General features: G+C 66.8%; 12 protein-coding genes and 1 tRNA gene. 9 read left to right on the top strand and 4 right to left on the bottom strand.

Annotated features, from left to right (window positions below):
* Positions 1 to 59 precede the first annotated feature (59 nt).
* Positions 60 to 1937: a glycoside hydrolase family protein gene (locus tag QTI24_RS04735; protein WP_286598647.1), complete on the top strand. Its 1878-nt coding sequence runs from the start codon at positions 60 to 62 to the stop codon at positions 1935 to 1937.
* Positions 1938 to 1960: 23 nt separating this feature from the next.
* Here QTI24_RS04735 and QTI24_RS04730 read toward each other — a convergent pair whose 3' ends face one another.
* Positions 1961 to 3208, bottom strand: coding sequence for an MFS transporter (locus tag QTI24_RS04730; RefSeq protein ID WP_286599275.1), 1248 nt, complete (start codon positions 3206 to 3208; stop codon positions 1961 to 1963).
* A gap of 74 nt (positions 3209 to 3282) precedes the next feature.
* Between QTI24_RS04730 and QTI24_RS04725 the strand changes: the two genes are divergently transcribed.
* Positions 3283 to 4107 carry an AraC family transcriptional regulator gene (locus QTI24_RS04725; RefSeq protein WP_286599274.1) on the top strand — a complete coding sequence of 275 codons (825 nt, stop codon included), beginning with the start codon at positions 3283 to 3285 and terminating at the stop codon, positions 4105 to 4107.
* Between the two features lie 10 nt (positions 4108 to 4117).
* On the opposite strand, the gene QTI24_RS04720 is transcribed toward QTI24_RS04725, so the two are convergent.
* Positions 4118 to 4194, bottom strand: a tRNA-Arg gene (locus QTI24_RS04720).
* Between the two features lie 123 nt (positions 4195 to 4317).
* Between QTI24_RS04720 and QTI24_RS04715 the strand changes: the two genes are divergently transcribed.
* A complete protein-coding gene (locus QTI24_RS04715; RefSeq protein ID WP_286598645.1) occupies positions 4318 to 4530 on the top strand; it encodes a hypothetical protein in 213 nt (70 codons plus the stop codon).
* Positions 4531 to 4547: 17 nt separating this feature from the next.
* On the opposite strand, the gene QTI24_RS04710 is transcribed toward QTI24_RS04715, so the two are convergent.
* Together QTI24_RS04710 and QTI24_RS04705 are read right to left on the bottom strand one after the other, a co-directional pair.
* Positions 4548 to 5336, bottom strand: coding sequence for an SDR family NAD(P)-dependent oxidoreductase (locus tag QTI24_RS04710; RefSeq protein WP_286598644.1), 789 nt, complete (start codon positions 5334 to 5336; stop codon positions 4548 to 4550).
* A 68-nt stretch (positions 5337 to 5404) separates the two neighbouring features.
* The gene (locus QTI24_RS04705) at positions 5405 to 6205 is read right to left on the bottom strand and encodes a pentapeptide repeat-containing protein (protein ID WP_286598642.1); all 801 of its coding nucleotides are present in this window, start codon (positions 6203 to 6205) and stop codon (positions 5405 to 5407) included.
* Positions 6206 to 6307: 102 nt separating this feature from the next.
* On the opposite strand from QTI24_RS04705, the gene QTI24_RS04700 reads away from it, so the two are divergent.
* From QTI24_RS04700 to QTI24_RS04675, 6 genes are all read left to right on the top strand, one after another.
* Entirely contained in the window at positions 6308 to 6697 is a 390-nt protein-coding gene (locus QTI24_RS04700) for a 4a-hydroxytetrahydrobiopterin dehydratase (protein WP_286598640.1), read from the top strand.
* Positions 6698 to 6870: 173 nt separating this feature from the next.
* Positions 6871 to 7926: a beta-ribofuranosylaminobenzene 5'-phosphate synthase family protein gene (locus tag QTI24_RS04695; RefSeq protein ID WP_286598639.1), complete on the top strand. Its 1056-nt coding sequence runs from the start codon at positions 6871 to 6873 to the stop codon at positions 7924 to 7926.
* 16 nt (positions 7927 to 7942) lie between these two features.
* Positions 7943 to 8851, top strand: coding sequence for an NAD(P)-dependent methylenetetrahydromethanopterin dehydrogenase (locus QTI24_RS04690; protein ID WP_286598637.1), 909 nt, complete (start codon positions 7943 to 7945; stop codon positions 8849 to 8851).
* A gap of 13 nt (positions 8852 to 8864) precedes the next feature.
* Positions 8865 to 10007, top strand: a complete 1143-nt coding sequence (locus QTI24_RS04685) for an ATP-grasp domain-containing protein (RefSeq protein ID WP_286598636.1) — start codon at positions 8865 to 8867, stop codon at positions 10005 to 10007.
* On the top strand, positions 10004 to 11011 hold the full coding sequence (gene mch / locus QTI24_RS04680) for a methenyltetrahydromethanopterin cyclohydrolase (protein WP_286598635.1): 1008 nt from the start codon (positions 10004 to 10006) through the stop codon (positions 11009 to 11011). Before QTI24_RS04685 ends, mch begins: the two co-directional genes overlap by 4 nt.
* Positions 11011 to 12000, top strand: coding sequence for an ATP-grasp domain-containing protein (locus tag QTI24_RS04675; protein WP_286598634.1), 990 nt, complete (start codon positions 11011 to 11013; stop codon positions 11998 to 12000). Before mch ends, QTI24_RS04675 begins: the two co-directional genes overlap by 1 nt.
* The last annotated feature ends 76 nt before the right edge of the window (positions 12001 to 12076 follow it).

The following is a 12076-nucleotide window of genomic DNA, read 5'->3' as shown; positions in this document are numbered from 1 at the left end:
TTCCCGCTAGCATCGTCGGGTTCAACTTGCGGCCGCCGTCGCAGCAGGAGTCTCCACCGATGGACCTCGACCTCCTGGCGCCGCGCCGCCATCTCGCCGCTGTGGCGCTTCTGCTCGCGTGGGTGCTGTCGTCGCCAGGCTGTGGCGGCGGAGGCGATGCACCATCATCGAGCCCGCTGGACACCTCATCGGCCGCCTCAGCCGACGCTGCTGCTAAGGCGGATGCGTTGGACAAGCCGCAGCCTGGCGTACTGGCCAACGCGCGCAACGCTGCGTTGATGGCGCTGGCGTCGCGCATGGGCCCGCCTGCTGCTTGGGCCGCCGACAGCGTGGCAGCCGCCGCAAGCCGTGACGACCCCTGGGGTGTGGCGCCGTCGGCAGCGTTGTCATACAACCCTGAGGCCTGGCTGCCTGCGATGGCCGATGCCGGCGTCACGAGCGTGCGCGGCTTCCATGCTGCGCCCCACGTGGATGGATTGACGCCAATCACCGCTGCAGGCATGTCGGCGGTCGGCTTCCTGCAGTGGAGTTCCGGCCCCGTCTTCGCGCTGCCGGCGAATGATCTTCAGGGCTGGCACCGGTACGTCACAGCGCAGGTCAGACGCTACAAGGGCCGGGTCAAGTACTGGGAAGTCTGGAACGAGCCGCCCAACTTCACGGCCGACCAATCGCCCGCGTCCTACGCCAAGGTGGTGGCCGTCGCCTTCCATGCGGCGAAGGCAGTCGACCCGACCGTGCAAATCGGCCTGGCCGCCAAGAGCAACCACGTCAACTGGCTAGCCGAAAGCATCGCGGCCGGTGCCGCGGGCAAGTTCGACTTCGTGACGCTTCATCCTTACGAAGTGGCTTCCTTGCTTCCCCAGGGCTGGGAAGGGCAGTTCATGGCCATCGTGCCGCGAGTGCGCAAGATGCTGCAGGACAAGGATCCCGAAAAGGCCGCCGTGCCGTTGTGGTTCACCGAGATCGGGTTTTCCGCCGCGCCGCCCGCCGCGGGCGGCAACGGCCCGCAACGGCAGAGCGACTCGCTGATCAAGATCTACACCATGGCCTTCGCGCAGGGCGTGGCGCGCACCTACTGGTTCGACCCGAGCGACAGCGAAGGCCTGACGATGGGATTGACGACCACCGACGGCACGAAGCGGCCCGCCTGGCATGCGCTGCGCAGCCTGACCACCTACCTGGGCGCGCGGCCCCGCTACGCGGGTTGGACCCAACCCGGCAATGCCTACTACGGCTTTGTGTTCACGGGCCCGCAAGGCGTGGTGCTGTCGGCTTGGTCGCGGCCCGGTCAATCGGCGGTGCTGGCGCTGGCATCCGACATCACGGTGGTCGACCCGCGCACCGGTGCAACCACCACGACCCGCAATCACACGCTCACCGAGGCCCCCGCGATCCTCGTCGCGCCGGCCGGCTCGGCACAAGCACAGCAATGGCTGAGCGAAGCTGCCGCCAGCAGCGGCAAGCCGTTTCCCTGGAATGGTGACCACAGCGCTGCTGCATCCGTGCAGTTGACGGCCGGCGCCATGCCTGAGGGCGTCTCCATGAAAGACGCGCCCGCCGCCGCCGTGGTGAACAACATCGCCGAGTTCAACCTCGAAGGCACTCCCGGCGCCTGCTTTGCAGTGGACCCCGCGTTCCTGCCGTTGTATGGCACCACGCCGATCCGCATCACCGTCGTGCTGCGCGGCCACGGCCGCGGCGACCCTGGCTTCAATCTCCGATACGAATCGGACGCATTGATCGCCTCGGCCGACGTCAACGGCCTCGTGCCATCCAGCGAGGGGTGGTTCCGTGTCGAGGGAACCACCTTCCATGAGAAGACATGGACCGTGCCCAAAGCCCGTTTCGTCGGCCTGTATGGCTACAACTTCTGTCTTGATTCCGACGGGCCCGCGCATTCGCAGTTCAGCGTTCGGCGAGTGACGGTGAGCCGGTGAGCCGGTCGAGCGGACCCAAAGCGTCAGGCCCGGCGAACGCCTTTGGGCAGCAGGGCCGCCACCAGGCCCAGCAACGGCAGATAGGCGATGGTCTGGTAGACGAAGGCGATGCTGGTCCAGTCTGCGAAGAGTCCCAGCACCGCAGCGCCCAGCCCGCCCATGCCAAAGGCAAAGCCGAAGAACAGGCCCGACACCATGCCCACCTTGCCTGGCATCAGTTCCTGGGCATAGACCAGGATCGCCGAGAAGGCTGAAGACAGCACCAGGCCGATCACGATGGTCAGCGCCGTCGTCCAGAACAAATTGGCATGCGGCAGCAGGAGCGCGAACGGGGCCACGCCCAGGATCGACACCCAGATCACGGGCTTGCGTCCGATGCGGTCGCCAATGGGGCCACCGAGCACCGTGCCCACGGCCGAAGCGAACAAGAAGAAGAACAGGTGCAACTGCGCGCTCTGCACGGTCAGGCCGAAGCGCTCCATCAGGTAGAACGTGTAGAAACTGCTGAGGCCCGCGACATAGAAATACTTGGAGAAGATCAGCACCAGGAGCACGGCGATGGCGCCAATCACCACCTTGCGCGGATACGGCGACCCGACAGCGGCCTTCTTGCTGCCACCGACGGCGATGTGGTGGGCGGCATACCAACGGCTCACCTGCAGCAGCAAGCCGATGCCGAGCAGGACGGCCAGGCCGAACCAGGCCACGCTGCTTTGACCGAAAGGCACGATCACTGCGGCTGCGAGCAACGGCCCGATGGCCGTTCCCATGTTGCCGCCCACCTGAAACACCGATTGCGCGAAGCCATGCTGCCCGCCCGAGGCCAGACGCGCGATGCGCGACGATTCCGGGTGGAAGATCGACGACCCGATGCCGATGAAAGCAGCCGCCAGCAACAACACGCTGAAGTTGGGCGCGACGGCCAGCAGCATCAGCCCGACCAGGGTGGACAACATGCCGAGGGGCAGCGAGTACGGCTGCGGCCGGCGGTCCGTGACGAGGCCCACCAGCGGCTGCAGCAGCGAGGCGGTCAGCTGGTAGGTCAGCGTGATCAGCCCGATCTGGGCGAAGCTCAACGAGAACTCGCCCTTCAGAATGGGATACATCGCCAGGATCAGCGACTGCATCATGTCGTTGACCATGTGCGCGCTGCTGATGGCGCCCAGGATGCCGAAGGCTGGCTTGGGCTTTGCGGGGCTGGCGGCGGGGCTCGGGACGGCATCGATGGGTGTGCCGTTGGTGCCGAGGGTGGCTGTCGCGGAAGTCGTCATCAAGGGGGCTTTCAGTCAGAGATCTGAACTGGATTATGGGAAGATGCGCAATGCCTGTCTTGCGCCAATTGACCATCAACCATTGCAAAAAGGACATGAACCCGTCCCGCCGACCCAAAGCCCTGCCCGAGATGCTCAAAGAGATCGAGGGGGAGTCCTCGCCCATCACCGGTCGCGCAACCGACTACCCGGGCGGCTGGTACATCGAGCCCCATGCCCACACCAAGCATCAGCTGATCTATGCCGTGCGCGGCGTCATGGTGGTTCAAGCCGATGCCGGCCGGTGGGTGGTGCCGCCCACGCGCGCCATCTGGATGGTGGCTGGCATGACCCATGAGATTCGCTGCGTGGGCGAAGTGCACATGCGCAGTCTGCTCGTCGCGGCCGAGGCCGCGCCGAAGCTGCTGGACGGGACGCAAGCAGTGGGCATATCGCCTCTGCTGCGTGAACTCATCCGTGCGGCCATGGAGGTGCGACAACCCTATGTGCCGGGTACCCGCGACGGTCGCCTCATGCGCCTCATCCTCGACGAGTTGCGCGCACTGCCGGTACTTCCGCTGCACCTGCAGATGCCGTCCGACCCGCGGCTGCTTCGGATTTGCGAACTGCTGCAACAGCACCTGGACGACCCCTCCACGATGGCCGATTGGGCGCGGCGCCTGATGCTGGACGTGAAGACCATCCAACGCCTGTTCGTGAAGGAGACCGGCATGACCTTCGGCCAGTGGCGGCAGCAGGCACGCCTGTTGCGCGCGCTGGAACTCCTGGCGGTCGGCGAGAAGGTCATCGACGTCGCCCTGGCGCTGGGTTACGAAAGTCCCAGCGCCTTCGCCACCATGTTCCGCAAGCAGTTCGATCAGACGCCCAGTCAGTTCTTTGCTGCTGAAGGGTGGTCGTGAACGCTTGAATTGGCCTGCCCGGAGGGGATCGAACCCCCGACAACCTGCTTAGAAGGCAGGTGCTCTATCCAACTGAGCTACGGGCAGAGTTGGGAGCGCGATTTTACGGTGCTCCTGGAACCGTCAGCGCCGGCCGACAGTCGGTGGCGAGTTTGCCCGGTTGCCGGGATGGTCTGAGGTGCAAATCTCGGGTTTTCCATGGAGCCCAGCATGACCAACGACACCACGCGTGCAGATTCACCGAGCAGACAGGCCGCGGTCAACGAAGAACCCGAGATTGCCTTCGAGGAATCGATTCCTTCCGATGGCAAGGACGAGGTTGGCGAAAAAATGATGGAGGACCTCGGACGCGACAAGGCGAAGAATGAGGCTCCGCCGTCGGCGCCCGTCGAGCCGATGCCGGAGCAGTTCCCGGCCAGTTGAGCTGGCCCGGTTCAGGCTCAGACCACCATTGGCACGGCCGCGCCGTCTATCGAGATGACGGCGCCCGAGATGTAGCCGGCGCTCGGCGAGGCGAGGAACACGACCGCATTGGCGATGTCCTCCGGCTTGGCCAGGCGTCCCAGCGGCATGCGTGCTTCGGCGTCGCGCAGCACTTCTTCCTCAGTCACCTTTCGCAGACGCGCGTCGGCCGCGATGCCTTCGGCCATGCGGTCGGTCAGCGTCATCGCGGGATTGACCGCGTTGACCCGCACGCCGCGGGGGCCGTACGCGGCCGCCAGGCCTGCGGTGGCGAGCATCAGCGCCGCATTGGCGGCCCCGCCTGCTAGATGCGTCGGCGAAGCGACCTTGCCCCCCATGCCGATGACGTTCACGATGGCGCCTGAACCGCGCTCGCCCATGCGTTTGATGAGCGGGTCCATCACATGGATGTAGCTGAAGAACTTGGCCTGCATGGCGTCGTGCCAGTTTTGCGGCTGCAGTTCGTCGAAAGGCGTGCGGCGCGCCGCCCCGGCGGAGTTGACGAGGATGTCGATCGGGCCCGACTCGGCCTGTATGGCGTCCAGCATGTGCAGGGCAGCGCGCGCGTCGCTCAGGTCGGCGCTGTAGCCGCCGACCGAGTGTCCTTCGGCAAGCAGTTGCGCGGCGGCGGTGTCGAGGTGGGCGGGCGTGCGCCCGGCGATGCTGACTCGCGCACCTTCGCGAAGGAAAGCGCGAGCGCAGGCAAGGCCGATGCCTCGGCTGCCGCCCGTCACCAGCACATGCTTTCCGGTCAGTTGAAGATCCATACAGACTCCGTGGATTGATCGTCGGGCTTCGATTGTGGATGCAAGCCACAGGGACTCATCCCGAGCGCTCAACGAATGATCTTGTCGAGGTTCGTGGCGCGGTCCATGCCCTTGGCCTCGGCGAAACCCTTCACATCGCGAAAGACCGTCCCGTCCAGATCGGCCTCGGTGAAGTCGGCACCGGTTACGTCGGCGCCTGTGAGGTCGGCGCCTGCCAGCTTGACTCGAAAGAAGTTGGCGCCGCGGAGATTGCCGCCCTTGAGGTTGCAAAAAGCCATCAGGGATCGATTGAAGTCGGCGCCCGCCAGTGTCGCGCCCGCCAGGTTGGCCCCGGCAAGATCGGTCCGCATCTGCCCCATCCCCTGGTTCTTGATGTTGACGCCGACGACGGCATTGCTGAAGTTGGCCCCGGAGAGGTCGGCCCCCGGCAGATCCGCGATCATCCGGATACCGGTCATGGTGGCGCCCTTGAAGATCGGCATCTTCTTGACCTCGCCACCGAGAACGACGACCGAAAGCAGGCTCGCGCGGTTCAGGTTGGCGCCCGTGAAGTCCGTGCCCATCAGCCAGGCACCGTTCAGGTTCGCCCCTTCCAGCGTCGCGCCGCGGAAGTCGGACAGCACGAGCTTGCTGCCGAAGAAGCTGACGCCCCGCAAGTTGGCGTTGCGAAAGTCGAGCTTGCTCAGGTCGAGGTCCGAGAGGTCCTTGCCGGACAGATCGACCGGCTTGGCTGGCGATGCGTTCTTGAGCGCGTCCCTGACCTGGTCCACCGAAAGATCCGCCGCCGCGGCATGCATGGTGCCGACCACGGCCAGTAGCGCGGTCGCGGTGGACAGAGCCGAGATCGCAAGGTGTTGGATGCGGTTCATGGGGGACTCCTCTCTTGGCGTCGCGGCTATCCGCAGGGTCGACGAGCGCCGCGGCCGGCGGCGCCATAGCATTCGATGATCGCCACTTTGCAAGGGGCCGTCATGACCAAATGGCGCAAGCAGTCCGCATCCGAGGTATTCACGCCCGAGGAGACCACCGCAAGACTCGCCGAAGAGCTGCCGAAATGGTATTTCGAGGACGGTTGGATTCGACGCAAGTTCAAGACCAGCGGCTGGAAGGGGACGCTGATGGTGGTCAATACCGTGGGTCATCTCGCGGAGGCGGCCTGGCACCATCCGGACCTCACCGTGTCATATGCCTTCGTCACGGTGAAACTCATGAACCACGCCGCCAAGGGCATCACCGAGAAAGACTTCGAACTCGCCAGAAAGATCGAAGAAGTCGTGATGTGGCAGCCCGGTGCCGTGGAAGGATCGTCGCTCGAAGGCACCCCGGACGATCCGCGTTTCAAGTACCTGAAGTACGACTGACCTCGGCTGAGGAGGCCGCGTGGTGACACAGTGTCCTCAAGTCGATACAGCCGCGGACCGCTTCGCGAAGGCCGGGCGCGAGGTCTCCGGAGATCGCTGGAGAGATATCAGCGGAACAGACCTTGCTTTGCAAGCCCTGCACGACCACTGAATTTCAACCCGCCTCCAACACGATGGATCGCCCTCGAAATTTTCCCGAAGCGAGTTTCGTCGATCGCGCAGCGACCGTTGCGCTGCGTGCTCCTGCGCGTCTGCACCTGGGTTTTCTCGACCCTGCCGGTTCGCTAGGACGTAGTTTTGGCAGCGTGGGGCTCGTGATTGGCGGTTTCGAAACGGAAGTCGAGATCAGCGCCTCGCCCTTCGACCGGATCACCGCGAGTGGACCTGCAGCGCATGCTGAAATCGAGCGCGCCGCCACCTGTGTAAGCCTGCTGCAAGCCCATACGGGCCGCCGCGATCCGCTGCATCTCCGGCTGCTTCAGGTATTGCCCGCGCATGCCGGATTCGGCTCGGGTACGCAGTTGGCGCTGGCGATCGGGCGGGCGTTCGCGCTGTGGCACGGCGTGGGTGTGCCCACGGCCACGCTGGCGCAATGGCTGGGTCGTGGACTGCGGTCTGGCATCGGCATAGCGGGGTTCGACCACGGGGGGCTGATCGTCGATGGCGGCCCGGGCGAGAACGGCGCACCTGCGCTCGTGTTGTCGCGCATCCCGCTGCCCGAAGACTGGCGCGTTCTGATCGTTCAGGACTGCGCACAGAAGGGCTTGGCTGGAGAGGACGAAAAACAGCGCATTGCCGGCTTGCCGCCCATGTCCCAGGCACTTGCCGCGGACATCTGCCACCAGGTGCTGATGCGCGTGCTGCCAGGCGCCGCCACCGCCGACTTCGCGCCCTTTGCTTGCGGCGTCACGCGAATCCAGCAGGTTCTGGGCGAGCACTTCGCGTCCGCACAAGGGGGGCGTGCCTTCGCCAGCGAATCCGTGGGCTGCCTGCTCGGATGGGTCTTGCAGCACCGTGCCGAGCACCTCGCGGCCATCGGCCAGAGCTCCTGGGGGCCGACCGGCTTCGCGATCTTTCCATCGCAGGCGCGGGCGGAAGCCGCAATCGACGCCATGCTGGCCGCCGGCATCGTCGCCCCGTCGCTGACGCTGCGCGTCGTGTCCGGCCGCAACACCGGCGCCACGCTGCTGGATCGGCGCCTCTCGTCGCCGCTGGCCTCGACCCCTTGATCAACGCAGGGTTCTCATGGAACGCCCCTACATCCTCCACATGTTCACACCGGGCCGGCAGATGAGCCCGTTCGACATCAACATGGCGGCCGACGCCGGCTACCAGGTCATCGTGCCGTACTGCGAGGTCGACGCGGACGGCGTTGCCGGCCTCACGCAGGACACGATCTTCTCGCGCAGTCCGAAGGGCCTGCTGCGCACGGGCATCTTCATCGGCGGACGCGATGCGCTGGAGGCCGCCGACATGCTCGAAAAGGCAAAGGGCGCCATGTTCAAGCCCTTCGTCGTGTCGCTGATGGCCGACCCCAGCGGCGCCTACACGACCGCGGCAGCGATGGTGGCGTGCGTCGAGGCTGCATTGGCAAGCCACCACGCAAAAGGCCTGGACGGCCAGCGCGTCGTCGTCATCGGCGGCACGGGACCGGTGGGCCGTATCGCAGGGGTGATCGCGGCACAGGCGGGCGCCCAGGTCTTTCTCTCGAGCCGCGGCGGCGCCGACGCGGCCGAAGCGGTCGCGCGCGAGAGCGGCAAGCGCTTCGGTGTCAGCCTGGGCGGCGTATCCAGTGGCGATACGGCAGCGGTGCGCGCATCGATCGCCGATGCCGATGTGCTGCTTGCCTGCGCGCCGGCAGGGGTCCAGGCTGTCTCCGCCGAGACGCTGACTTTCGCCAAGCGGCTCAAGGTCGCGGCCGACGTCAACGCGGTGCCGCCCGAGGGCATCGCCGGCGTCGGCGCGACGGACAACGCCAAGCCGCTGAGCGGCACCACGGCGGTGGGCATCGGCGCCTTGGCGATCGGAAACGTCAAGTACCAAACCCAGCAACGGCTCCTGGTGCAGATGCATCAGGCGGAAGCGCCGGTGGTGTTGAGTTTCACCGAGGCCTTTGCCACTGCGCGTGCCTTCATTGCCGAAAAGGCGGCTTGAGCCGCCCACCGTGATGACAGCGATTGCCGTGGTTTCCATCTCCGCGCGAATGCTGGCGGAGTCGGCCGTCGCTGACGGCTTCGAAGTGGTGGCGCTCGATCTGTTCGGCGACACGGACACCCGACGTGCCTGCGCCGAGTGGCATTCGCTCGGCGATCCGGCAAGCTTGAGCGTCGACGGCGCGCGGTTGCTGTCGGCGCTGCAAGCGCTCGCGCAGCGGGGCCGTGTGGCCGGGTGGATCGCCGGCTCGGGGTTCGAGGGCCGGCCCGATCTGCTGGAGAGCGGTGCGACGCTGATGCCGCTGATCGGCACGCAGGGCGACGCGATGCGGCGCGTGCGGGAGCCGAAGACCTTTTTCAGTTTCCTCGACTCACGAGGGATCGTCCATCCGGAAGTGCGAATGACTGCGCCCGAGGATGCGGCCGGCTGGCTCGTCAAGGATGCGCACGGCTGCGGCGGCTGGCACATCAGCCGGGCGGCATCGCAGCGGGGCAGGGCGCCGCCCGACGATGCCTTGAGTGCCCATCACTACTTCCAGCGCGAGACCTCGGGCACGCCGATGTCGGCGACGTTCATCGCGAATGGGGGCGATGCCTCGCTGCTCGGATTCAACGAACTGATCGTGCGGCCCCTGGCGGGGCGGCCCTTCGTGTTTTGCGGTTCCGTGGGGCCGGTGCAACTGCCCGACATCGTGGGCGCCCAAGTGACGGCAGCGTTGCGCGCGCTGGTGGCGGCCTTTTCCCTGCGCGGCCTCGGCAGCCTGGACTTCATGCTTGACGTCGATACCGTCAATGTGCTCGAGGTCAACCCGCGGCCGCCGGCCAGCATGGCGCTTTACGGTCGTGGCATCGTGGCAGCGCATGTGCGTGCCTGTGTTCAGGGCGACCTTCCGTCGAGGCCCGCGCAGGCGGCGAGCGACCTCGTTCGTGGCAACGAAGTCGTCTTCGCGCCGCGCCGGCTCTGGCTCGATGAGCCCGCCTCGCAGCGTCTGGCCGCACGCGCCGGCTGCCACGATCTGCCCGCCGCTGCTTCGGGCTTCGAGGCCGGTGATCCCTTGTGCAGCGTGAGCGCCAGCGGCACGAACGCCGGGCAGGTGCGCGAGTTACTGCAGCTTGGCCGCATGGCCGTGCATCAATCCCTGGAGTCATCTGTATGACTGATGTCGCGGCGGCACCCCTGGCCGCATCCACGCTCAGCGTGAACGCGCTCTCGCGGCCGCTCGTCGAGCGACTGCTGGCCACCGCCGATGCGCTCGACGTGCGGGCACATCGTGACGGGGCCGGTCCCTATATCGTCGATGCGGGTATCTCCGTGGGCGGCAGCGTGGCGGCGGGCCTGCTCGTGGGCGAGATCTGCATGGGCGGGCTCGGCCAGGTGAGCCTGCGTCCCGACGGAAGGGAGGGCTGGCCCAGCTGGATCGAGGTGCACAGCGCGCAGCCGGTGCTGGCCTGCCTGGGCAGCCAGTACGCCGGCTGGAGCCTTGCGGCCAGCAAGGAGGAAACGGGGGGCAAGAAATTCTTCTCGCTCGGCTCGGGCCCGGCGCGCGCGCTGGCGACCAAGGAAACGCTATTCGATGAACTCGGCTACCGCGACCGCGCGGAGGCCGGGGTGCTCGTGCTGGAGGTCGATCGCGCGCCGCCGCAGGTGATCATCGACAAGCTGCTGCGCGATTGCCACTTGAGCGGGGAAGGGCTGACGCTGATCCTCACGCCGACGACCAGCCTCGCCGGCACCACGCAGGTGGTGGCACGCGTGCTGGAGGTCGCGCTGCACAAGGCGCACCAGTTGGGATTCGACCTCGGCCACATCGTTGGCGGTGCGGGCGCGGCGCCATTGCCCGCCCCGAGCGCCGACGGCGTGGAGGCGATGGGACGAACCAACGACGCGATCCTCTACGGCGGCCGCGTGCACCTCACCGTGCGTGGCGGCGATGCAGCGGCGCGCGAACTGGCGAAGCAGCTACCGTCGAGCAACTCCGGCGACTACGGCCGTTCGTTTGCGGAGATATTCAAGGCGGCCGAATTCGACTTCTACAAGATCGACGGCGCCTTGTTCGCACCCGCCGAGGTGTGGGTCAGCAACCTCGACAGCGGCAACACCTGGCACGCCGGCGGCCTGAACATGCCGTTGCTGCTCGGCCTGTGGCGGAAAGAAGCGTGATGGGCAGCCTCGCAGGCTTCACAGGCTTCAACGTGGCCATCATGACGGACGAGACCGGTTGGCACACGCGCAGGCTCCAGGCGGCGCTGCGGGCCCGAAGCTGCGTCGGTCGCTGCGTCGATCTGGCGGACTGCCGGATCGACACGACGGCGGCTTGGCATGGCCTGGTCATCCCTGGCTTCGGCCGCGATCTGCCCGACGCTGCGCTCGTGCGTGGCATCGCGAGCGGGACCTTCGAGCAGGTCACGAAGCGGCTCGGCGTGCTGCATGCGCTGCGCGAACTCGGCGTGCCCGTCTACAACGACGCTCGGGCGATCGAGCGCAGCGTGGACAAATCGATGACCAGCCTGCTGCTGCATGCGGCACGCATTCCCACGCCGCCTACCTGGGCCACGGAATCGCTGGCACAGGCGCAGCGCATCGCGATCCGAGAAGGCGCGGCCGGCCACGCGCTGGTGCTCAAGCCGCTGTTCGGTTCCCAGGGCAAGGGCTTGCAGCTGGTGGGCCAGGTGGATGGCGTTCACCACCCGCTGCCGGACATCGAGGCCGCCTACGGATCGCTCGCCTATCTGCAGCGCTTCATTCCGGCGCTGACGACGCCCGGCTTCGACTGGCGGGTGCTGGTGGTCGGCGGGCGGGCCGTCACCGCCATGCGGCGAGTGAGCCGGCACTGGATTCACAACGTCGCGCAAGGTGCGCGCTGCGAGCCGGCGGAGCTGACGCCCGAACTGGCCGAACTGGCCGAAGGCGCCGCGCTCGCGCTGGGCATGGACTACGCGGGCGTGGACCTGATGCCTTCGGCACCGCGCACGAGGTCGGGATCGAGGCGCGGCATCCAGGTGATCGAAGTCAATGGTGTCGCGGCCTGGCAGGGATTGCAGCGCGTGACCGGCTTCGACATCGCCCGCTGCATCGTCGACGACTTGCTCGACCGCAAGCTCGCCGGCTCCGAGGGCGGGGCGCAGTTGAAGCTGCCGCGCCGCGCATGAACATGCCTGTCACAGAAATGCGCCAGTGCGCAACGGACCGGGCCAGGGCCTGCTTCCTGCGGGCGTGCGAGCTCGA

It is taken from the genome of Variovorax sp. J22P240 (assembly GCF_030316855.1).
In the GTDB taxonomy this organism is placed as follows: Bacteria; Pseudomonadota; Gammaproteobacteria; order Burkholderiales; family Burkholderiaceae_C; genus Variovorax.
The sequence above is the reverse complement of the archived record's forward strand: the minus strand, read 5'-3'. Positions and strand labels throughout refer to the sequence as shown.

Excerpts from the sequence above, each read along its gene's own strand:
- QTI24_RS04735 (WP_286598647.1), top strand. The coding sequence starts at position 60 with ATGGACCTCGACCTCCTGGCGCCGCGCCGCCATCTCGCCGCTGTGGCG.
- QTI24_RS04730 (WP_286599275.1), bottom strand. The coding sequence starts at position 3,208 with ATGACGACTTCCGCGACAGCCACCCTCGGCACCAACGGCACACCCATC.
- QTI24_RS04715 (WP_286598645.1), top strand. The coding sequence starts at position 4,318 with ATGACCAACGACACCACGCGTGCAGATTCACCGAGCAGACAGGCCGCG.
- QTI24_RS04710 (WP_286598644.1), bottom strand. The coding sequence starts at position 5,336 with ATGGATCTTCAACTGACCGGAAAGCATGTGCTGGTGACGGGCGGCAGC.
- QTI24_RS04705 (WP_286598642.1), bottom strand. The coding sequence starts at position 6,205 with ATGAACCGCATCCAACACCTTGCGATCTCGGCTCTGTCCACCGCGACC.
- QTI24_RS04700 (WP_286598640.1), top strand. The coding sequence starts at position 6,308 with ATGACCAAATGGCGCAAGCAGTCCGCATCCGAGGTATTCACGCCCGAG.
- QTI24_RS04695 (WP_286598639.1), top strand. The coding sequence starts at position 6,871 with ATGGATCGCCCTCGAAATTTTCCCGAAGCGAGTTTCGTCGATCGCGCA.
- QTI24_RS04690 (WP_286598637.1), top strand. The coding sequence starts at position 7,943 with ATGGAACGCCCCTACATCCTCCACATGTTCACACCGGGCCGGCAGATG.
- QTI24_RS04685 (WP_286598636.1), top strand. The coding sequence starts at position 8,865 with ATGACAGCGATTGCCGTGGTTTCCATCTCCGCGCGAATGCTGGCGGAG.
- mch (WP_286598635.1), top strand. The coding sequence starts at position 10,004 with ATGACTGATGTCGCGGCGGCACCCCTGGCCGCATCCACGCTCAGCGTG.
- QTI24_RS04675 (WP_286598634.1), top strand. The coding sequence starts at position 11,011 with ATGGGCAGCCTCGCAGGCTTCACAGGCTTCAACGTGGCCATCATGACG.